Annotated in this window: 21 protein-coding genes; 8 read left to right on the top strand and 13 right to left on the bottom strand. The window is 70.9% G+C overall.

Annotation, left to right across the window (positions count from 1 at the left end; translation table 11 throughout):
• A partial coding sequence (gene meaB / locus AOK24_RS08695) for a methylmalonyl Co-A mutase-associated GTPase MeaB (protein ID WP_055719473.1) occupies positions 1 to 843 on the top strand: 843 nt, incomplete at its 5' end.
• Between the two features lie 47 nt (positions 844 to 890).
• On the opposite strand, the gene AOK24_RS08690 is transcribed toward meaB, so the two are convergent.
• Positions 891 to 1,526, bottom strand: coding sequence for a PepSY domain-containing protein (locus tag AOK24_RS08690; RefSeq protein WP_055719472.1), 636 nt, complete (start codon positions 1,524 to 1,526; stop codon positions 891 to 893).
• A 119-nt stretch (positions 1,527 to 1,645) separates the two neighbouring features.
• Between AOK24_RS08690 and AOK24_RS08685 the strand changes: the two genes are divergently transcribed.
• Positions 1,646 to 2,311 carry a response regulator transcription factor gene (locus AOK24_RS08685; protein ID WP_055719471.1) on the top strand — a complete coding sequence of 222 codons (666 nt, stop codon included), beginning with the start codon at positions 1,646 to 1,648 and terminating at the stop codon, positions 2,309 to 2,311.
• Positions 2,308 to 3,654: a sensor histidine kinase gene (locus AOK24_RS08680; protein WP_055719470.1), complete on the top strand. Its 1,347-nt coding sequence runs from the start codon at positions 2,308 to 2,310 to the stop codon at positions 3,652 to 3,654. The genes AOK24_RS08685 and AOK24_RS08680 overlap by 4 nt, the downstream gene beginning before the upstream one ends.
• Before the next feature lie 6 nt (positions 3,655 to 3,660).
• On the opposite strand, the gene AOK24_RS08675 is transcribed toward AOK24_RS08680, so the two are convergent.
• The 4 genes from AOK24_RS08675 to AOK24_RS08660 form a co-directional block, all read right to left on the bottom strand.
• Positions 3,661 to 4,137, bottom strand: coding sequence for a MarR family winged helix-turn-helix transcriptional regulator (locus tag AOK24_RS08675; protein ID WP_055719469.1), 477 nt, complete (start codon positions 4,135 to 4,137; stop codon positions 3,661 to 3,663).
• An 88-nt stretch (positions 4,138 to 4,225) separates the two neighbouring features.
• A complete protein-coding gene (locus AOK24_RS08670) occupies positions 4,226 to 5,026 on the bottom strand; it encodes an AIM24 family protein (protein WP_055719468.1) in 801 nt (266 codons plus the stop codon).
• Positions 5,023 to 5,673, bottom strand: coding sequence for an AIM24 family protein (locus AOK24_RS08665; RefSeq protein WP_055719467.1), 651 nt, complete (start codon positions 5,671 to 5,673; stop codon positions 5,023 to 5,025). The genes AOK24_RS08670 and AOK24_RS08665 overlap by 4 nt, the downstream gene beginning before the upstream one ends.
• A gap of 1 nt (position 5,674) precedes the next feature.
• Positions 5,675 to 6,307, bottom strand: a complete 633-nt coding sequence (locus AOK24_RS08660) for an AIM24 family protein (protein WP_040836243.1) — start codon at positions 6,305 to 6,307, stop codon at positions 5,675 to 5,677.
• Positions 6,308 to 6,517: 210 nt separating this feature from the next.
• Here AOK24_RS08660 and AOK24_RS08655 point away from each other — a divergent pair, with 210 nt between their 5' ends.
• Entirely contained in the window at positions 6,518 to 6,862 is a 345-nt protein-coding gene (locus tag AOK24_RS08655) for a DUF3817 domain-containing protein (RefSeq protein ID WP_055719466.1), read from the top strand.
• Positions 6,859 to 7,152 (top strand): MTH1187 family thiamine-binding protein, encoded by a 294-nt coding sequence (locus AOK24_RS08650; RefSeq protein WP_055719465.1) that lies wholly within the window; start codon positions 6,859 to 6,861, stop codon positions 7,150 to 7,152. Before AOK24_RS08655 ends, AOK24_RS08650 begins: the two co-directional genes overlap by 4 nt.
• Before the next feature lie 88 nt (positions 7,153 to 7,240).
• On the opposite strand, the gene AOK24_RS50375 is transcribed toward AOK24_RS08650, so the two are convergent.
• Together AOK24_RS50375 and AOK24_RS08640 are read right to left on the bottom strand one after the other, a co-directional pair.
• A complete protein-coding gene (locus tag AOK24_RS50375; RefSeq protein WP_107103918.1) occupies positions 7,241 to 8,410 on the bottom strand; it encodes a phosphotransferase in 1,170 nt (389 codons plus the stop codon).
• A gap of 325 nt (positions 8,411 to 8,735) precedes the next feature.
• A complete protein-coding gene (locus tag AOK24_RS08640; protein ID WP_055719464.1) occupies positions 8,736 to 9,149 on the bottom strand; it encodes a helix-turn-helix domain-containing protein in 414 nt (137 codons plus the stop codon).
• A gap of 208 nt (positions 9,150 to 9,357) precedes the next feature.
• Between AOK24_RS08640 and AOK24_RS08635 the strand changes: the two genes are divergently transcribed.
• From AOK24_RS08635 to AOK24_RS08625, 3 genes are all read left to right on the top strand, one after another.
• Positions 9,358 to 12,333, top strand: coding sequence for a carbohydrate binding domain-containing protein (locus AOK24_RS08635; protein WP_055719463.1), 2,976 nt, complete (start codon positions 9,358 to 9,360; stop codon positions 12,331 to 12,333).
• A 55-nt stretch (positions 12,334 to 12,388) separates the two neighbouring features.
• Positions 12,389 to 13,459 (top strand): DUF3533 domain-containing protein, encoded by a 1,071-nt coding sequence (locus tag AOK24_RS08630; protein WP_107103917.1) that lies wholly within the window; start codon positions 12,389 to 12,391, stop codon positions 13,457 to 13,459.
• Positions 13,460 to 13,597: 138 nt separating this feature from the next.
• Positions 13,598 to 14,212, top strand: coding sequence for a DUF1707 SHOCT-like domain-containing protein (locus AOK24_RS08625; RefSeq protein WP_055719474.1), 615 nt, complete (start codon positions 13,598 to 13,600; stop codon positions 14,210 to 14,212).
• Between the two features lie 3 nt (positions 14,213 to 14,215).
• On the opposite strand, the gene AOK24_RS08620 is transcribed toward AOK24_RS08625, so the two are convergent.
• The 6 genes from AOK24_RS08620 to AOK24_RS08595 all read right to left on the bottom strand — a co-directional run bounded on the left by AOK24_RS08620 (position 14,216) and on the right by AOK24_RS08595 (position 20,923).
• On the bottom strand, positions 14,216 to 14,611 hold the full coding sequence (locus AOK24_RS08620; protein WP_055719462.1) for a hypothetical protein: 396 nt from the start codon (positions 14,609 to 14,611) through the stop codon (positions 14,216 to 14,218).
• Between the two features lie 147 nt (positions 14,612 to 14,758).
• Positions 14,759 to 15,733, bottom strand: coding sequence for an ArsR/SmtB family transcription factor (locus tag AOK24_RS52245; RefSeq protein ID WP_055719461.1), 975 nt, complete (start codon positions 15,731 to 15,733; stop codon positions 14,759 to 14,761).
• Positions 15,734 to 15,899: 166 nt separating this feature from the next.
• On the bottom strand, positions 15,900 to 17,624 hold the full coding sequence (locus tag AOK24_RS08610) for an amylo-alpha-1,6-glucosidase (protein ID WP_055719460.1): 1,725 nt from the start codon (positions 17,622 to 17,624) through the stop codon (positions 15,900 to 15,902).
• A 45-nt stretch (positions 17,625 to 17,669) separates the two neighbouring features.
• Entirely contained in the window at positions 17,670 to 18,479 is an 810-nt protein-coding gene (locus AOK24_RS08605; protein WP_055719459.1) for a carbohydrate ABC transporter permease, read from the bottom strand.
• Positions 18,476 to 19,417: a carbohydrate ABC transporter permease gene (locus tag AOK24_RS08600; protein ID WP_055719458.1), complete on the bottom strand. Its 942-nt coding sequence runs from the start codon at positions 19,415 to 19,417 to the stop codon at positions 18,476 to 18,478. The genes AOK24_RS08605 and AOK24_RS08600 overlap by 4 nt, the downstream gene beginning before the upstream one ends.
• Positions 19,418 to 19,681: 264 nt before the next feature.
• A complete protein-coding gene (locus tag AOK24_RS08595; protein ID WP_055719457.1) occupies positions 19,682 to 20,923 on the bottom strand; it encodes a sugar ABC transporter substrate-binding protein in 1,242 nt (413 codons plus the stop codon).
• Between the last annotated feature and the right edge of the window lie 68 nt (positions 20,924 to 20,991).

Below are 20,991 nucleotides of genomic sequence, written 5' to 3'. Positions count from 1 at the left end.
GCGCTGGCCCCGCTCACGGGCGGCGCGTACGTCGTCGGCCTCACCGGCTCGCCCGGCGTCGGCAAGTCCACGTCCACGTCCGCGCTGGTCAGCGCGTACCGGCGGCAGGGCAAGCGGGTCGGCGTCCTCGCCGTCGACCCGTCCTCGCCGTTCTCCGGCGGGGCCCTGCTCGGGGACCGCGTCCGGATGTCCGACCACGCCTCCGACCCCGGCGTCTACATCCGCTCCATGGCCACGCGCGGCCACCTCGGCGGCCTCGCCTGGGCCGCCCCCCAGGCCATCCGCGTCCTGGACGCCGCCGGCTGCGACGTCGTCCTCGTCGAGACGGTCGGCGTCGGGCAGTCGGAGGTCGAGATCGCCGCCCAGGCGGACACCTCCGTCGTCCTGCTCGCCCCCGGCATGGGCGACGGCATCCAGGCCGCCAAGGCCGGAATCCTGGAGATCGGCGACGTCTACGTCGTCAACAAGGCCGACCGCGACGGCGCCGACGCCACCGCCCGCGAACTGAACCACATGCTGAGCCTCGGCGAGTCCCGCACACCGGGCGACTGGCGACCCCCCATCGTCAAAACGGTCGCCTCCCGAGGCGAGGGCATCGACGAGGTGCTCTCCGCACTGGAAAAACACCGGGGCTGGATGGAGGAGCGGGGAGTGCTGGCCGAGCGGCGACAGGCTCGGGCCGCCCACGAGATCGAGACGATCGCCGTGACGGCCCTGCGCGAACGGATCGGAGACCTCCGGGGCGACCGGCGTGTGGGCGCGCTGGCGGAGCGGGTGGCAGCGGGCGAACTGGACGCGTACCGGGCGGCGGACGAGCTGGTGGCGGGGGTTGTGCGCGCATAGCCGTTCGGCAACTTCCGCGTGCCCACGCCGGTTTCACGGACCCCGGCTCAGTCCTCCCGGTCCGCCGTGATCTTCCCGGTCTTCGTGTTCACGTCCCAGTCCTGGTGCTTGCCCTGGGCGTCGTGGGTCTCGATCTCCCAGGTGCCGGTGTGGTCCTCGTCGAAGTCGACGGAGGTGACCGTGCCCTTGGGGGCGGCGGCTTCGGCGGCCTGGCGGGCGGTGAGGCCGTCGGGGGTGCGGCGGTCGTCGGGGTCGGTGTCGCGGTCGAGCTGGGAGGTGAGGACCTTGCCGGTGGACGGGTCGATGCGGATGTCGTACGTCTTGGTGTCCGGGGTGAGGATCTCGACCTCCCAGCCTCGGGCTGCGTCGTCGTCGGTGTCGAGGTCGGCGGAGAGGACCGTGCCGGGGCGGGCCTTGAGGGCTGCGTCGATGGCCTGGGTGATGGTGAGGTTCGAGGTGGTGACCGTGGGGCGGGCGGCCGTGTCGTCCGACTCGTTCGTGTCGTTCGCGTCGTCCGTCCGGTCGTCCCGGTCCGTGTCGTCTGTCCGGTCCGTGAGCTGCACGTGGTTCGACTGGCCGCGCGTCTCGCCGGTGCTGGGGTCGTCGTTGGTGAGGGCGAGGGCCGTGCCTCCCGCGAGGACCGCGCTTGCGGCGACGGCGGCGATGGCGATGCTGCGCTTCATGGGTTCCGTACCTCTCCTGGTGGGGCTGTTGCGATGTGCTCCACCCTCGCGGACCGACCCTGAACGCAACCTGAAGCCACCTGAAGGGATCTTCAGGTTCGGTTTGCCACCCTGGACGCATGCGCCTGCTGATCGTCGAGGACGAAAAACGCCTCGCCCTGTCCCTCGCGAAGGGCCTCGCCGCCGAGGGGTACGCCGTGGACGTCGTGCACGACGGCCGGGAGGGCCTGCACAGGGCGACGGAGACCCCGTACGACCTGGTGATCCTCGACATCATGCTCCCCGGCATGAACGGCTACCGGGTCTGCGCGGCCCTGCGCGCGGCGGGCCACGACGTCCCGATCCTGATGCTGACCGCGAAGGACGGCGAGTACGACGAGGCGGAGGGCCTGGACACGGGCGCGGACGACTACCTGACGAAGCCGTTCAGTTACGTCGTCCTGGTCGCCCGGGTGAAGGCGCTGCTGAGGAGGAGGGGCGGCCGGGGAGCCTCCCCCGTCCACGTCCTCGGCGCGCTCAGGATCGACACGGCCACCCGCCGGGTCCACCTCCACGACACCGAAGTCACCCTGACCGCCAAGGAGTTCGCGGTCCTGGAGCACCTGGCCCTGCGCCCCGGCGAGGTCGTCTCCAAGGCCGACATCCTGGACCACGTCTGGGACTTCGCCTACGACGGCGACCCCAACATCGTGGAGGTGTACGTCAGTTCACTGCGCCGCAAGCTGGACCCGGCGCTCATCAGGACGGTACGGGGGGCGGGTTACCGTCTGGAGGCGACGCGATGAGACCCCGCTCGGTGCGGGCCCGCACGACGCTCGCGGCGACGACGGTCGTGGCGCTGGCCCTGGTCGCGGCCGGTGCCGTCGTCGTCATGTCGCTGTGGACGAACCTCCGCGGCCAGGCGGACGACGACGCGGAGCGCACGGCGCGTGGCGTGGCGGCTCAACTCGCCGCGGGGACGCCGTACGGCCGGGTGGACCTGGACGACGACGTACCGGTCCTGATCCGCACGGCGGCCGGCGTGACGGTCGCGAAGAGCGATGAACTGGCCGACGTCACCTCGAAGTTCGGCGGCACGAGCGACGAGGACGACCTCGACGCGGGGGAGATCGGCGACGTCACCCACTCCACCGGCTCGGCCACGCTCGACGGTGACACCGAGGAGTACCGCTTCGCGACCCTCACCGTCGGCACGCCCGCCCAGGGCCCGCTCACCGTCCACGCGGGCGCCCCCCTGGCCACCGAACAGTCCGCCGTGCGCACGGCGTTGACGGTCCTCCTGGTCGTCCTGCCCCTGCTGCTGGCCCTCGTCGCGGGCGTCACCTGGCTGGTCACCCGGCGTGCGCTGCGCCCCGTGGAAGGCATCCGCCAGGAGCTCGCCGCGATCACCGCCTCCCAGAACCTCTCCCGCCGGGTCCCCGAACCGGACGCCGACGACGAGGTCGCCAGGCTGGCCCGCACGACGAACGAGACCCTCGCCGCGCTGGAAGCCTCCGTGGACCGCCAGCGCCGCTTCGTCGCCGACGCCTCGCACGAACTCCGCAGCCCCATCGCCTCGTTGCGCACGCAACTCGAAGTGGCCGCCGCTCACCCGGAGTTGCTGGACCTGGACGGCGCGGTGGAGGACACGGTCCGCCTCCAGCACCTCGCGGCCGACCTCCTGCTGCTGGCCCGCCTGGACGCCGGCGAGACCCCGCCCCGCACCCCGGTGGACCTGGGAGCCCTGGCGAGGGAGACGACGACACCCCGCAAGGGAACGCGTCTCGACGCGGCACCCGGCGTCGAAGTCACCGGCTCCCGCAGCCAGTTGACCCGAGTCCTGGCCAACCTCCTGGACAACGCGGCCCGCCACACCCGTACGACGGTGGCCGTGACGGTCCGCAGAGAGGGCGAGGACGCCGTCCTCACGGTCACGGACGACGGCCCCGGAGTCCCGGAGGAGCACAGGGCCCGCATCTTCGAACGTTTCGTCCGCCTCGACGACGCCCGCAGCAGGGACGAGGGCGGCGCGGGCCTGGGCCTGGCGATCGCCCGCGACATCGCCGCACGCCACGGCGGAACCCTCACGGTCGGGGCGGCCCCGACGGGCGGCGCAGCCTTCGAACTGCGCCTGCCCGCGAGGGACTAGGCCCGGCTAGGCCCGGCCCCGGCTCTCCCGGAGGTGGTTGGAGACCGGCCCCAGCGCCGCGGAGAGCTGCGTCATCCCCTCGGGCGAGAGCAGGTCGATGAAGTGGCGGCGGACGGACGCGACATGATGCGGCGCGACCTGGCGCATCACGTCGAGCCCCTGGTCGGTGAGGACCGCGTACAGCCCCCGCCGGTCGGACTCGCAGTTCTCCCGGCGGACCAGGTCCGCGTTCTCCATGCGGGTGATCTGGTGGGAGAGGCGGCTCTTGGACTGGAGGGTCGCGGCGGCGAGGTCGCTCATCCGCATACGGACGTCGGGGGACTCGGAAAGGTTGACGAGGATCTCGTAGTCGTTCATGGTCAGCCCGAACGGCTGGAGATCCTTCTCCAGCTGGTGCATCAACAGCCTGTTGACCTCCAGCTGGGTGCGCCAGGCGCACTGCTCCGCTTCGGTCAGCCAGCGCGTGGCCGTCTCGGTCTCCATAAATGAAGTCTACCTAAAAAGTTGAAATGTTAATGAGAAGAGTGTGACGCCGCGCACCCGTTCGACGTCACACTCCGCAGGTTACCGCTCACAGCCCGAAGCGACGCTGGAGATCACCGAGCTGTCCGGGAAGGCGCTGTGTGCCCTGCTGCCCGCCGTGCCCCTGCCCGGGGTGCGCCCCGCCGCCCGGCACGCCCGGCTCGGACGGCACGACGCCCGTCGCCTGCTCGGCCATGAGCGTCTCGGAGGACTGGAGCAGGACCGTCCCGGCGCCCACGAACTCGAACTGGTGCTCCTCGCCCGAGGCGCCGCCCAGGCCCGTCATCGCACGTAGACCGCCCAACAGGCCCGTCATGTAGCCGTGGTCGTAGTGGTGGCACGGCGAGGGACAGTCCGCCCAGCCGACCAGCGCCTGCGGGTCGACCCGGATCGGCGGCTCCATGAACACCACCGGGCCGTTGGACGCGGCGACGAACTTGCCCGTCCCGATCAACGTCAGGAACCCCGGCACGATCGACTGCTTGAGGGCCAAACTTGGCTGAAACGCGAGGAGGTTGCCGGAGCGAATGGTCAGGTTGCCGTCCTCGAGGTCGTACGAGTTGACGTCGAAGGCCCGGTCCGCGAGGAGCATCTTGCCCGAGCCCTCCGCCACCACCCAGTCGCTCGCGTGCAGAGGCGAATGGAACGACGTCCGCACCAGGCGGTCGAGGCGGCCGTGCCCGATGCCGTTGAAGTCGATCGACCCGTAGTAGGCGATCATCTTCCCCTTCTGGAGGAACCACTGGCTCCCCTTCAGCTCCACGCAGAAGGTGTACGCGTTGACGTTGTCGTCCACCGGCAGCGACATCGGGTCGTAGACCACCGGGCCCGCGCCCGCGTAGTGGTTCACAGCTTCTCCTCCGAGGCCTGGACGTACACCGCGCCGTTGCCGCTCAGTTCGAGCTGGAAGGCCTCGCCGGAGCCCCGGCCGACCATGTCCCGCCAGCCGAGGGCGGTCGAGAGTTTGTTGCGTACGTCGCCGTGGTGCGCGACGTACGCCTGGGGGTCCACGTGGACCGGGCGCTGCGGGGTGATCGGCACCTCGAAGACGCCGCCGTGCGCCATCACCGCCACCGCGCCGTGCCCCTTCAGGGTGGTCGTGAACAGGCCCTGGCCGCTGACCTGGCCCCGGACCATGCCCATGACGCCGCCCTGGGAGCCGAGGAACATCGTCCCCTGCTGGAGCGTGCCCTCGAAGGCGAGCAGGCGGTCCGCCTCCACGTACAGCGTGTCGCCGGCGAGGTTGATCACCTGGACGTGGTGGCCGCCGTGCCCGAACAGGACCGTGCCGCTGCCCTCCACCGTCATCAGCGGGGTGTCCTCGTTCGCCAGCCTGCGGCCGAGCATCGACATGACGCCGCCCTGGCCGCCCTGGATGTTCGGCGTGAACGACACCTCGCCCTTGTAGGCGAGCATCGCGCCGCGCTGGCTGAACAGGCGCTGGCCGGGGGCGATCGTCGCCTCGACCATCTTGGAGTTGAGCTCTCGGAAGGTCATCTCACACGTCCCCCGCGATCGTGTTCCGCTCGCTGGGCTGGACGTACACGAGGCCGTCCCCCTCGAAGCGGATCTGGAAGGCCTCGCCGCCGCCCTCGCCCATGAACGTGCGGAACGTCACACCCGCCTGGAAGGACTGGCGGAGGTTGCCCTGATGCGCGACGTACGCCCCCGGGTCGACGGTCAGGGGGTACTGGGGAGTGACCCGCAGGACCACCGCCGGGCCGTCCGACGTGATCGCCGCCTGGCCGTGCCCCTCGACGGTTGTCGTGAACAGGCCGTTGCCCTGCGAGGCGCCGCGTAGGCCCGTGAACGTCGTACCCGTCCTGAGGCCCGCGTCCGTCGCGAGCAGGTTGCTCGACTCGACGTACAGCTTGTCCCCCTGGAGAGCTACGAGGTTGATCTCCGAGGCGCGATCCGCGAACCAGCAGACGCCGTGCCCCTTCACCTCCATCACCGTCATCTGCTCGCCGGTCAGCCGCCGGGTCACCATCCCGCGCAGACCCTCACCGCCGCCCGAGAGCTTCTTGAACGCCATCTGTCCGTCGTACGCGACCATCGAGCCGTTCTTGGCCTTCACGCCGTCGCCGGTCATCTCTACGGCCAGCACCTTGCTGCCTTGCAGTCGGAACATCGCCACGACGCCGAAGGTATCCGGCCGGGGGGTGGAGAGACCAGGGCCCACGGGTGGATATCGGGTGGATCTCCACCCTGAGAGAACCCTGAGGCGGGGGGTTTGCCACAATGGACGAACGCTTGTGCGTGCGTTCACAAGGCGCGCGGCAGGTGTGCGACGCAAACCGCCAGCTCAGCACCGTGACGACCCCCTTCTTAAGGTGACCCCGTGGACCTGAAGACAGCCTCCGCCCTCCGCCGCCTCCGCCTGGTCTCGGCTCCCGAGGCCATCTCCTTCCTCCTCCTGCTCGTGTGCTCCGTCCTCAAGCGGACCACCGACTTCAACGCGGTGCCGGTCATGGGCATGGTCCACGGCGTGCTGTTCATCCTGTACGTGATCTTCTGGGCCGACGCCTGGAACCGCACGAAGTGGCCCCTCAAGACGGGCCTCCTCTACTTCGTCCTCTCCGTCCTGCCCCTCGGCGGCTTCTTCGCCGAGCGCAAGCTGCGCCGTGAGGCCGAGGACGCGGTCATCGCCTCCCGCGCGCGCCAGGAAGGTGCCGTGAGCGCATGATCGTCGCCTTCTCCGTCACGCCGCTCGGTGTCGGTGAGGACGTCGGCGAGTACGTCGCCGACGCGGTCCGCGTCGTCCGCGAGTCCGGCCTCCCCAACCGCACCGACGCCATGTTCACGTCCATCGAGGGCGACTGGGACGAGGTCATGGACGTCGTCAAGCGCGCCGTCGCCGCCGTCGAGGAACGCGCCCCCCGCGTCTCCCTCGTCCTCAAGGCAGACATCCGCCCCGGCGTCACGGACGGCCTGACGTCCAAGGTGGAGACGGTCGAACGCCACCTCGCGGGGTAGCCGTACGCACGGACGGCACGGCGACGTCGGGGCCGGTGAACCCGGTGTCGCCGTGCTCCTCCGGCGCGTGACGCCACGGGGCACACCCTCACCGGTACAGGGCCCGCAGCCCCAGCACGTCCCCCCGCCCCAGGCTCCGCGCACGCGTCGAGCACGCGAACGAGTTCGTGTACATCGTCAGGTTCTCGTGCCCCGCCCCCACGTGCCCCAGCCCGAAGACGTGCCCCGCCTCGTGGGTGCCGACGGCCCGCACGTCGTACGCGTCGGCGCACCGCGCCCCCGGCGTGTCCGTGAACCGGTGGTGGCGCGTGTTGAAGCGGACGTCCGCCTCGATCAGGTCGTTCGGGCCGCCGCCCGGCATCGTCACGGCCCATGAGCACGTGACGGCGACGACGTCCTCGGGCAGTTCCCCCGCGTCCCACACGCTCACCCCGTCCCGCGAGGCGCAGCGCCCCGCCCGGTCGATGCCCGCCTCGCGACTGGTCGCCGACAGGAACCGGGCCTTGGGCCCGCTCCCGCCCCCGATGCCGCAGTCGTTGCGCTCCCCGGTGATCGTGGAGATCGCCTCGTCGAACACCTTCCGCGCGGCGTCCCGCGACAGCCCGCCGGGCATCGCGCCGTCCCCGACGTGCCAGAGGTACGTCCCGTACTCCTTGTGCCCGGCGGTCGAGTACGCGGTGTCCGCCCAGGCGGCCCGCGCGGCGGCGAGGACCCGTGCGGCGCGTTCCTGGTCGGCCATGCGCGGGGCCAGCGCCTCGATCACCTCGGCGGCGTACCTGAGGTCCCACAGGCGTCCCGACTCCGGCTCGACGGGCTCGGCGGTGGCCAGCGCCGCGACGACGCGCCCGGCGAGTTCGCCGAGCCGGGCGACGACCGGTGGGGCGAAATAGCGGCTGTCCATGACGGGTTCGCCGGGGACGTAGGCGAGGAGCCGGCAGGCGAGGCGCTCCTCCCCTACCGGCAGCCACTGGACGACGTCCCCGTCGGCTCCGGCGCGCGCCCGGGGCAGCCGTACGTCGGGGAGTTGCTCCGCCAGCCGTTCGATCACCGCGCACTGGGCGCGCAGCGCGCCGACCGCCGTCGCCGGGTTCGCGATCTTCAGGACGTACGCGCCGACCCGGTAGTTGCGGTCCTGCTGGCTGCCGAGGTCCTCCAAGTCCCCCTGGACGCCGAACCGTTCGGCCAGCAGCGCCGTGAGAGCCGCCTCGTCGACCGGGGACATGGGCCGGACGAGCCACTCCTCGTCGGGAAGGATCATGCGGTACTCCACTTCTGTGCTCGGCCCGACACCGGAGACGGCGTGGCACCGGATCGGCGGGTGGTCAGCGAGGACTCGAAGGCGTCAGCGTGCGTGCCCCGTCGAGGAGCCGGGAGTCCGTGAAGGCGCGGGTGACGCGGGCCGGCCAGGCCGCCTCGGCCTGCGGGTGCCGGGCAGGCGGGGGCCCTGCCGGGTGGCCGTCCGCTGCGCTTGTCCTCCAGGGCCGCCGCGAGGAGCGCCGCTTCGAGGACGGCCTCGCGGTCGGCGGAGGAGTCGCCGGCACCGTTGCCACAGGCGTCTGTCGCTGCGCACGTCGTCCCCCGGGTCAGTCGTCGGTACGGCTCTCGCGGCGGGCGAGTACGTCGATCATGTCGCTGATCGTGTCCACGCCCTCCGGCGAGAGGTTCACCGCCCGCAGGGCGACACTGCGCACCTTCGCGTCCCGCAGCGCGCCGAGGAGTTCCAGTTCCCGCGCGATGGCGGCGCCCTGGTCGTCGTCGAAGAAGTAGGCCACGGGGACGTCGAAGAACTGGGCCAGTGCTTCGAGGTGCCGTTTCGTCGGGTTGTCGCGGCGGCCCGTCCTCAACTGCCACAGGTAGGTGGCGGAGAAGGTCTCGCCGGTGGCCTCCCGGCAGGCCCGGGCGACCTCTTCGTGGCTGAACTGTTCGCGGTTGGGCCGCCGCACGCTGCCGAAGAGGGCCTCGATCTTCTCCGCGAGGGTCGCCGCGGTGTCGCTCACGTCCTGCCTCCTCAGCCCGCGTGGGTCACCTGCGCGGGTCGGTCCACGATAGCTGACGGCGGGAGGCCGGGAGCTTCGCGTCATCCGCAGGGTCACGAACCCTTTACGCCCTTGTCATGCGCAGGTAATTTCAGTCACTGCAAGTCCTTGCAGGAATTTCCAGCAACCTCTTGCGGCCCCGCACTTCCGGCCCGTACTGGAGACGCGCATGAGACGCACACCCCCACGCACCCTCGCCGTCCTGACGGCCACGGCCGGACTGTTCGGCCTGGTCACCGTCACGCCACCGCCCACCGAGGCCCGGGCCGTGGCCGATGCCACGAACTCGGCGACGGTCTTCTACTCCACGAAGACCAAGAACTGGCCGTCCACCTACCTGCACTACGCCCCCGACGGAGGCGCCTGGACCACGGTCCCCGGTGTCCGGATGTCGGCGGCGTGCACGGACTGGGTGAAGCTGACCGTCGATCTCGGCCAGGCCGCCGGGCTCCGGGCGACGTTCAACGACGGCAGCGGCACCTGGGACAACAACGGCGGCAAGGACTACGCCCTGGGCACCGGGACGATCACCGTCAAGGACGGCGTCGTGGCCCACAGCGACCCGTGCGCGACGACTCCCCCGGCCCCCGGCAACCGGGCCACCGTCTACTACTCGACCGCGTCCCTGGGCTGGACCACCGCGAACATCCACTACGCCCCGAACGGCGGCGCCTGGACGGCCGTCCCCGGCGTCGGCATGGACCCGGCCTGCACGGGCTGGTGGAAGAAGACCCTCGACCTCGGCACCGCGACCGGCGCACGGGTCGCCTTCAACAACGGCAACGGCGTCTGGGACAACAACGACAGCCGCGACTACGCGCTGCCGGCCGGCACGTCGACCGTGAAGGACAAGGCGGTCACGGCGAACGCCGCCGACCCCTGCGCCGCGCAGCCCCCGGACACGCAGGCCCCGAGCACCCCGGCGAAGGTCACCGCGTCGGCCACGGGCACGTCGGTCGTCGTGTCCTGGGACCCGGCCACGGACGACCGGGGCGTGACCGGGTACCAGGTCACCCGGACCGGCGGCACGAAGGGCACGACGGTCACGGACGTGACGTCAACGGTCCTGTCCGACACGGGACTTGAGGAGCGCACGGCGTACACGTACACGGTGAAGGCGCTGGACGCGGCGGGCAACGCGTCGGCCGCCTCCGCCCCCGTCTCCGCGACCACCGGCGACAAGCCGCCGGCGCCGCAGACGGGCAGGCCCCTGGGGACCGACCCCCGCGAGGACCCGATCTACTTCGTGCTCACCGCCCGCTTCTACGACGGCGACCCCGCGAACGACCGGGGCGGCAGCCAGCACGCCAAGTCCGGGAACGCGGCGAACGACGACCCCATGTTCCGGGGCGACTTCAAGGGGCTGGTCGAGAAGCTCGACTACATCAAGGGGCTCGGCTTCTCGGCGGTGTGGATCACGCCGGTCGTCCTCAACCGCTCGGACTACGACTACCACGGCTATCACGGCTACGACTTCTACCGGGTGGACCCGCGCCTGGAGTCGGCCGGCGCCTCCTACCAGGACCTGATCGACGCCGCGCACGCCAAGGGCATGAAGATCTATCAGGACGTCGTCTACAACCACTCCTCCCGCTGGGGCGCGAAGGGCCTGTTCACGCCGAAGGTGTACGGGGTGCGTGACGCGCAGTGGAGTTGGTACTACGACGAGCCGAACTCGGCGTTCGAGTACGACGGGTTGACGGTCGAGACGAAGTCCGGGAAGTCGTACTACAACGGCGACCTGTGGTCGACGGCCGAGCCGTCCGGCAACACCTGCGTCAACTGGGGCAAGCCGACCGGCGGGAAGAGCGCCGAGGGCTACACCCTCTACAACTGCCAGTGGCCCAGCCCGACTTCGGGGATGTTCCCCAAGGCGTACTACCACCAGTGCTGGATCGGGAACTGGGAGGGCGAGGACTCCCGCTCCTGCTGGCTGCACGAGGACCTCGCCGATTTCGACACCGAGTCGGCGGCCGTGCAGAACTACCTGATCGGCGCCTACGACAAGTACATCGACATGGGCGTCGACGGGTTCCGGGTCGACACGGCCGTCCACATCCCGCGCGTGACCTGGAACCGGCGGTTCCTGCCCGCGATCCAGGAGCGGGTCACCCAGCGGTTCGGGGCCGAGGCCGCGAAGAACTTCTTCGTGTTCGGGGAGGTCGCCGCATTCGTCAACGACAAGTGGAACCGCGGGTCGGTCAATCACTCGGCGCAGTTCTACACGTGGAAGGAGCGCAAGGAGTACAGCGCGGACGACGAGAAGGCGGCGATCGAGCAGTACGACTACGAGAACGGGCAGGGGACCGGCAACCAGCCGACGTCCACGAACGCGTTCCTGAACGGGAACGCGTACCACGCGCCGGACCGGTCGCGGTTCTCCGGGATGAACATCATCGACATGCGGATGCACATGAACTTCGGGGACGCCTCGAACGCGTTCCACAACGGGAAGGACTCCGACGACAGCGTCAACGACGCGACGTACAACGTCGTGTACGTCGACAGTCACGACTACGGGCCGAACAAGTCGGCGGAGCGGTACGCGGGCGGCACGGACGCGTGGGCCGAGAACATGGCGCTGATGTGGACGTTCCGGGGGATCCCGACGCTGTACTACGGGTCGGAAATCGAGTTCCAGAAGGGGAAGAAGATCGACTGCGGGCCGACGTGTCCGCTGGCGACGACCGGGCGCGCGTACTACGGCGACCACCTCCAGGGCAGTGTGACCGCCTCCGGCTTCGGGACCGTGTCCAGCGCGTCCGGGGCCGTCGCGGCCACGCTGGACGCGCCGCTGGTGAAGCATGTGCAGCGGCTGAACCAGATCCGGCGGGCGGTGCCCGCGTTGCAGAAGGGGCAGTACTCGACGGAGGGCGTCTCGGGGAACATGGCGTTCAAGCGGCGGTACACCGAGGGCGGCACCGACAGCTTCGCGCTGGTGACGCTGACGGACGGGGCGACGTTCTCGGGGGTGCCGAACGGGACGTACAAGGACGCGGTGACCGGGGAGACGCGGGTCGTCTCCGACGGGAAGCTGAGTGTGGGGGCGCCCGGGAAGGGGAACGCGCGGGTGTTCGTGCTCGACCTGGGCGGGGCCAACGCGGCGCCGGGGAAGGTGGGTTCGGCGGGGCCGTATCTCAAGTAGATCTCATACGGATCCAGGGGGTGGGCCGTTCGTGAATGCGTGCGATCATTCGCCGGTGAACACGGATAACGGCCCATCCCAGGGCATTCCCCCCACTCCGTCCCCTGTCGGCTCCCGTGGTTTCGCGGCCGAGTTCAAGGACGCCGTGACGCTGCGCGCGTTCGGTCTGGTGCTGGGCGGGCTGGTGGTCCAGCTCGCCTTCATCGTGTCGTACATCGGCGCGTTCCACTCCCCCACCCCCCACCGCATCCCCGTCGCGGTCGCCGCGCCGCAGCAGGTGTCCGCGAAGATCGTCGCCCAGCTCGACGCGCTGGACGGCGACCCCGTGGAGGCCGAGGCCGTCGCGGACGCCGGCGTGGCCCGGCAGCGGGTCCTCACGCGGGACACCGACGCCGCATTCCTCTTCGACGCGACCGGCACGCGGGACACGCTGCTCGTCGCGTCGGCGGGCGGACCCTCGGTCTCGCAGACCGCGGCGCAGATCGCCCAGAAGATCGAGGCGGCGCAGAAGCGGCAGATCACCATCACCGACATCCGGCCGCCCAACTCCGGTGACGGGCGCGGGATGACGTCCTTCTATCTCGTCGTCGGCTGGGTCATCGGCGGCTATCTGACCGCGACCATCATGGGCATGGCCGCGGGTTCCCGGCCCGCGAACCGGTCCCGCACGCTGATCCGGCTCGGCGTTCTCGTCCTGTACGCGCTGGTGTCGGGGCTCGCCGGGGCGGCGATCGTCGGTCCCGGGTTCGACGCGCTCGGCGGCCACTTCTGGGCGCTGACCGGGATCGGGACGCTGATCGTGCTGGCCTCGGCGACGACCGCGCTGGCCCTCCAGACGCTGCTCGGCCTCATCGGGACCGGTCTGGTGATCCTCCTCTTCGTCGTGCTCGGCAACCCGAGCTCGGGCGGCGTGTATCCGGCGCCCCTGCTGCCGTCGTTCTGGAGCGCGATCGGCCAGGCGCTGCCGCCGGGGGCGGGAACGACGCTGGTCCGCAACACGGTGTACTTCGCGGGGCACGCGACATCAGGGGCGGCGTGGGTGCTGGGCGCCTACGCGGCCGGCGGGGCGCTGCTCGCGGTGGGGGCGTCGTGGTGGCGGGAGCGGGAAGGGATTCCGGCGGCCTGAGGTCCGCGGTGCGGGGGTCCGGGCGCGCTTCTCCGGACCCCCTGCCGTACGGCGGCGTCCATACGAGTGGCCGCGCCACCCGCCATCGCGATATAGCGTTAGTCAGCGAGCCACGCCGAAGGGAACGGGATGGAAGCGATGCCGGAAGAGAGTTCGGCCGCCGGAAAGCTGCGGGCCTCCCACGCCGACCGGGACCGGGTGGTGGACGTCCTGCGGATCTCCGCGGGTGACGGCCGCCTCACCGCCGCCGAGTTGGACGAGCGCATCGAACTCGCCCTCTCGGCCCGCACGATGGCCGACCTCGCCGTGCTCACCGCCGACCTGCCGCCGGTCTCGACGTCCTCCGGCACGGCCGTCGCCGACGTCAAGGACGTCCTGCGCATCGAGCAGACGTTCAGCGAGGTCGAGCGGGTGGGCCGCTGGGTCGTACCGCGCCGCCTGGAGCTGGCGACGCAGTGGTGCGACGTGACGCTCGACTTCACGCAGGCGGAGATCACCCAGCCCACGCTGCACATCGACCTGGCGGTGCACGGCAAGACCCTGACCCTGATCACCCGCCCCGGCATCGTCGTGGACGCGGACGGCCTGCGCGTCCACCACGCGAAGGTCAGACACGCCCGCCCCCACGGCGACTCCACCCCCACGGACCTGCGCATCGAACTCACCGGCGACAAGTCGTTCGGCCGCGTGGTGATCCGCCCGGCGCGCAGGTCGCCGGGGCAGTGGCTGCTGCGCAGGCCGCCCGGCCGCTGAACGTCAGCAGGGTTTGACGTACCAGACCGGCGTCCAGTCGTACGAGGGATTCGACGCGTAGGCAGCCGCGCTGCGGCCGACGACGGTGACGCCGTCACGGCCGTAGAAGGTGGCGACCGTCCCCGGGGTCTGGTTGTTGATGTACGAGCCCCTGCCGACCCAGCCGCTGATCGGCACCTTGGTGCAGTAGAAGAACGTCCGGTCCGGGTCGGGGCCGTCGGGCCAGCCGCCGCCCCAGTTCTGCGCGTGCCACATGCAGAAGTAGCCGTCCTTGCAGCCGCGCACCTCGGCCGGGGCGGCGCCGGCGGACGAGACGGAGGCTGTGGCGGAGAGGGCGAACACCGTCGCGAGGACGGTCAGCGCCTTTCTCCACGGGGTCGAGCGAACGGATCGGATCATGCCGGCTCCCTGGTGTGAGGTGGTCGGGTCCGCCGGGACCGGAGGGCGCCGTGTCCCCCGTGTGCCTCCGGTCCCGGCGGATGACTCCATCGTCGGGGCGGCGGGCGCGGTGGCCCATCCGGTGCGACGGTGGTCGAAGAGTCCAGGTCAGCCGTGTGTGAGGTGCGTGCCGAGCGGGGTCGGGACGTGGTGGGCGTGGAAGCCTTCGCGGCGGGTCGTGATGAGGCCCGCGTCGCGCAGGAGCGCCGTGTGATGGGAGACGGTGGCCGGGGAGATCCCGGCGTGGCGGGCGAGGTCGGCGGTGGTGACGCCGGGTCCGGCGACGACGGCGCGCAGGACGGCGGCGCGGGTGGGGCCGAGGAGGGCGCCGAGCGCGTGGGGGCCGGGGCGCGTGTCCGGGGTCCAGAGGGTGTCGTGGGTGACGGGGTAGAAGACGACGACCGGTTCCTCGGGCGCGTACTGGATCGCCGCCTCCCGGCCGCAGAACAGGGAGGGCACCAGCCGTATGCCGTGGCCTTTCAGGGGGATGTCGACGTCGTGGCCCGAGGAGGCGATCTCCAGGACCGGCGCCTGCCAGGTGATCGTGGGGTGCAAGGCGCGGAGCATCGCGTCCAGGCCCTGGGCGAGGAGGGTGCGGGCCGCCGTCGACCGGGTCTCCTCGATCCGGCCGTGCAGGTGCCGGTGCATGGGCGCGATCACCGCCTCGTGCCAGTCTCGTACCGCCTGCGCGACCGTGTCGAGCGCGCGCGGCGATCCGGCGGCGAGGCCGTCGGCCCACGGCGGCAGCCGGGAGCCGGTAAGGCGGACGAAGTCTTCAAGTCCGGTGCGCAGGACGGCGCTCGGCGTGTGCAGCAGCGTGTCGAGCCCTTCATCGAGGCTCGCGTGGGCGGCGGGGGTGAGGAAGTCGGGGACGGCCTTCCGCGGCGGGACGATCGCGCGCAGGAGGTGGACCGAGGGCGGCACCCGCCGGCGGGCCCACCGTTGCCAGGGTCCCAGCATCGGTCCCGGCCTGCGGTGCTGGAGGACCCGCAGGCTCGTCACGGTCTCGGTGAGGAGCGCGGGACCGTCCGCGAGGGTCACCCGGAGCAGGTCCTCGTGCGTCAAGTGGAGCCGGAAGGCCACCGTTTCCCCTCTCAGGCCGTGGCGGGCATCCACCACGTATCCCGGGAGGGGGTCCGGCCGCAAGCGGGTCACCGGCCATGTGCGGGGCCGAGACGGGCGCCGGCTCCGCTGCCCCGGCCGGTGCTCGCGCCTGTCCCGGCGATCGGCCCGGCCGTGCCGGTCCCGCTCAGTCGCCCGCGCGCCGCGCGTACGCCTCCGCCAGCAGCAGGTACGCCGACGCCGTCCACGTGTACGCCCGGTCCCGCAGCCCCGTCCCCGTCAGCGCGTCGAAGTTCTCCGCGAAGCCGTGGGTCTCGCACAGGGCGCGGAAGCGGGCGTTGATGTCGTCCGCGAGGCGTTCGTGGCCGGCGCGGCGCAGGCCGTCCTCGACGAGGATGGTGGCGGGGGCCCAGATGGGGCCGCGCCAGTAGCCGTCGGGCAGGTAGTGGGGGGAGTCGGTGAGTTCGGTGGCCAGGCCGTAGGGGGTGAGGTGGGATTTGATGCGGTCGGCGAGGGTGCCGGCGATGTCCGCGGGGAGGTGTTCGCCGAGGGCGACCGGCATGAGGTCGAGGAGGCCGTCGGTGGTCCAGGTGGCGCCGGTGGTGGCGGAGCGGGCGGCGAAGCGGTCGCCGGTCCACAGCTGGTCGAGGAGGGCGGACTGGGTCCGGGCGGCCAGTTCCGTCCAGCGGGTCGCGTCGTCCGGTCTCTCCAGTTCGCGGGCGAGGGCGGCGAGTTCGTGCAGTTGGAGGATCAGGAACGCGGCGAGGTCGGCGGTGACGACGACCCGCTCGGGGTCGAAGGCCGTCGCGTTGTCCCAGCCGCTGTCGTTGCCGTGCTCGTAGTGCGGCAGGTCGGCGCCGGGTGCGCGGCGGGCGGTGAGCCAGAAGCCGGTCCAGCGCTCCAACCGGTCGTAGGCTTCGGCGAGTTCGTCCCGCGTGGGGGGTGTGGGGAGCCGGCGGCGCAGGTGGCCGAAGGCCCAGCCGTGGATGGGCGGTTTGACGAAGTTGCGCAGCACCTCGGAGTGGGTGACCGAGTCCGGCAGCGCGCCGCTCGCGTCCTGGTGGTCGAAGGGCAGCGCGAACTGGTCCCACGCCAGGGAAGGGCACCCCGGCGCGAGGGCAAGGGCGTTGAAGCAGTGGTCCCAGCTCCACACCTTGTCCATCCAGTGCTTGGACATGAGGACGCCGGGCCGCGTCACGAGCCCGGTGGGCCGTACGGTCGCCGACCACAGGACGTACGCGGCGAGTTCGGCGGCCGGGGTCTCGGCGGAGCGCCACGGCGCCACGGCGTCGGCGAACGCGCCGAAGGCGTCCCGCGCGGCCCGCACCACGTCGTCGAAGGACGCCGAGGACGTGTACGCCGGGCGCGCGGTGTCGATCTCCTCGACGGCGATCTCCCACTCCCCCGAGACGGCGACCCCGCGCTCGGCGCCGCCCAGCGCCTGCGCGCCCATGGCGTCGGCGAGGGTGCCGGACAGGACGGTGACGCGGTAGCGGCGCCCGGTCTCGTACGACGTGAAGACGTGGGCGCCGGTCGCCGGGTCGGGGAAGAAGTACGTCCCGCTGAACGGCGTGAGGGTCGGCGCGGCGGCGAGGACGCCGAGGCCCAGGCCGGTGCCGCGCAGCCGCAGCGTGTCCGGTGTCTCGTAGGCGAGGTCGACGCGCCCGGCCGTACCGGCCCAGCTCAGCAGGGCGGGCGTGGCCTCGATCCGGGTCTCGGCGCGGGCGCCGGTCGCCGGGTCGAGGGGGACGAGGCGCAGGACGCCGTGCATGCCGTTCTGGTGCGAGACGAGGTGGAGGTCGTCGGCGTACGTCTTCTCCGCGACGACGGGCGAGATGTCGAACCAGGAGCCGGAGAAGCTGAACGGGATGTCGTGGACGGAGAAGGCCGGACCGGAGGGGGCGGCGGTCATGGGGGGAGACTCGTTTCTGGAGCAGTTGCTGGGGCGGATGCTGGGTCAGTCCTTGACCGCGCCGGCGGTCACACCGGCGGCGACGTACCGCTGGGCGAGGACGAGGATCACGGCGGCGGGGAGCGACGCGACGACCGCGGTGGCCATGACCGCGTTCCATTCCTGGTTGTTGTTGCCGATGTAGTGGTAGATCCCGAGGGTGATCGGCTCGTGCGCGCCGCCGTTGACGAGGGTGCTCGCGAACACGAAGTCGGACCAGGACCAGAGGAACGCGAACAGGGAGACGGTGACCACGGCGTTGCGGCTCATCGGCAGGACGACGGACCAGAACGTGCGCAGTGTCCCGGCCCCGTCGGTCTTCGCGGCCTGGAGCAGCTCGCCCGGGATGCCGGACATGAACGCCGTGAAGATGAGCACCCCGAAGGGGACGGCGAGCGTGGAGTCCGCGACGATCAGCCCGGGCACGGATTGCAGCACCCCGAGTTGCAGATAGATCGCGTAGAAGCCCATCGCCATGATGATGCCGGGGATCATCTGCGCGGCCAGCAGCACGAAGCTGAGCACGCCCCCGCCCCTGGGCCGCAGTTTGGCGAGCGCGTACCCGGCGGGCGCCGACAGCGCGACGGTCAGGGCGACCGTCCCGAGGCCGATCAGCAGGCTCGTTGCGAGGTAGGGCAGTTGGTCGTCGAGGACCGTGCGGTATCCGTCGAGCGTGCCGTGCAGCGGCAGCAGGTCCGGCGGGCTCTTGCGCATGTCCTGGTCGCGGGTGAACGAGACGTTGACCATCCAGTAGACCGGGAAGAGCATCACTCCGGTCAGGACCAGCCCGATTGCGGTCTTCCAGCCTTTTCTCATGCCATGGCCTGCTTCCGCTGGACTCTCAGATAGACGAACCCGAACACCAGCGCGGCGGCGACGAGCAGGTTCCCGACGGCCGCGCCGGGCCCGAAAGCGGGCAGCAGATTGCCGAACCCGAGCTGGTAGGACCAGGTCGCGAACGTGGTGGACGAGTCCGCAGGACCGCCCTTGGTCATGATCCAGATGATGTCGAACACCTTGAGCGTGTAGATCAGCCCGAGCAGCAAGGTGATCGCGGAGACCGGCCGCAGCAGGGGAAAGGTGATCGACCAGAACCGCTGCCAGGAGTTCGCCCCGTCGAGCGAGGCGGCCTCGTAGAGGTTCGCGGGGATGGACTGGAGCCCGCTGTAGAGCACGACCAGGTTGAAGGGGACGCCGATCCAGATGTTCGCGACGATCACCGAGACCAGTGACCAGGACGGCGAGGTCAGCCAGTTGACCGAGCCGAGCCCGACACCCTTCAGCGCGGCGTTCACGATCCCCGAGTCGCTGTTGAGCATCCACGACCAGGTGGACGCGGACACGATGAGCGGCAGCAGCCAGGGGACGAGGAACAGGGCGCGCAGGGTCGCGGAGAGCCGGAAGTGCTGGGTGAAGAAGACGGCGAGGGCGAGCCCGATGGCGTACTGGAAGACGAGGCTCACGGCGGTGAACAGCACCGTGTGGACGAGCGCGGGCATGAACGTCGGGTCGTCGAGGACGGTCCGGTAGTTGTCGAGCCCGGTGAAGGGCGCGTCGCCGTTCACGAAGGAGCGGACGGTGTAGTGCCTCAGGCTCAGATCGAGGTTGCGGTAGAGGGGATAGGCGTAGAAGAGGACGAGGTAGAGGGTGACCGGCGTGAGGAAGGCCCACGCCGCCCACTGGGAGGAGCGTGGCCGGCGACGCTCGGCCACCTTCCTCACGGACACCTGATCACGGGCCACCTGCAACGTCACCGGGTTCCTCCAAGAATGCCCCAGCCTTCAGGCCGGGGTGGAGGTACCGCCCGCGTGACCGGGTAGGCTCCTCTGCGTGCGGTGCGGGAACCAAGCTCCGTACGCGTGCTGATCGAGAACCAAGACAGCACCTGCGCCTCCTAGCTTTGCCGTACCAAACCGGGCAGGTTTCGTCCCGGCTGGTGTTGATCGTGGAAGACCTGTCGAGTCGTTGACCCACAGGCAGCGTGAGCCAGGAATCCCCCGCTTCAGCCGGGGGAGGATTCAATTGACCGCGCCCTGCGCCGAGGAGAGCGCGTCCTTGGGGGACTTGGAGCCGCTCAGCGCGGACTGCACGGCCTTCCACAACTGCTCGGAGATCTTCGGGTACTTGGTGCCCAGGTCGTCGCTGGTGCGGCCCTTGGCGGACTTGACGGCGTCGACCCACGGCTTCAGCGCCGGGGTCGCGGCGACCTGCTTGGCCTGGACGGTGGCGGTGGGGGCGACGTAGGAGAGCGCGGAGTCCGTGTCGTACAGGCCCTGTTCGCTGGTCAGGCAGGTCGCGAGCTTCTGGGAGGTGGCGTAGCGGCCGGTGTCGTCCTGGACGGGGAGGGTGACGAACTCGCCGCCGGTGGGGGCGGGTGCGGTCGCAGCCGAGGCGCCGGGGATCGGGAGGACGCCGTACTCGAAGCCGGCCTTCTCGGCGTTCGCGAGCTGCCAGGTGCCGTTCTCGGCGAAGGCGTAGTCGCCGGTCGCGAACTCCTGCCAGCTGGTGGTCTGGGTGTTGTTGAGGACGGAGTTGGGGGCGTAGCCGTCCTTCAGCCAGTCCTTCCAGAGGGTGAGCGCGGACTCGGCCTGGGCGGAGTCGAGCCCGGTGAGCTGGGCGCCGGATCCCCAGTACCAGGGCAGGAACTGGAAGCTGCCCTCCTCGGTGCCGATCGCGGAGAAGGTGATGCCTTTCTTGCCGGCCTTCTTGACCTTGCCGAGGGCGGCGGTCAGGGAGGGCCAGTCCTTGATGGTGGCGACGTCGACGCCGGCGGCCTTCAGGACGCTCTTGTTGTAGTAGAGGGCGAGGGTGTTGGCGCCGATCGGGGTGCCGTAGGTCTTGCCGCCGGACTGGCCCGCGGCGAGGAGGTTGGGGTCGACCTTGGAGGTGTCGAGCTTGTTCTCGGCGGTCGTGGTGAGGACGCCGGCCTCGGCGAGGGTGGAGACGACCGGGTTGTCGACGACGAGGACGTCCGGGGAGTTGCCCTGCTGGGCCGCGAGGAGCGTCTTGTTGGCGAGGTCGCTGGTGTCGAAGCCGGTGCGCTTGACCTTGACGCCCGCCTCGGTGCCGCAGCGGTCGAGGAGCTTCACCCACGCCGAGTCCTTGGTGAACTGGGGGTAGGGGTCCCAGACGGTGTAGGTGCCGCCGTCGGAGCCCTTGCTGTCGCCGCTGCCGGAGTTCGAGGAGCAGGCGGAGACGGTCAGGGCGAGGACGGTGAGGGTGGCTGCGGTCAGACGGCGTTGTCTGGAGGAGGTGTTCATCGCGGGGTTCCTTCGGTGACTGTCGATGGGCATGCCGGGCGGGCGGCTACGGCATCGCGGGGGTGGCG

This window comes from Streptomyces niveiscabiei, from assembly GCF_001419795.1.
GTDB lineage: Bacteria > Actinomycetota > Actinomycetes > Streptomycetales > Streptomycetaceae > Streptomyces > Streptomyces niveiscabiei.
This window is presented reverse-complemented; position numbering and strand designations above follow the sequence as displayed.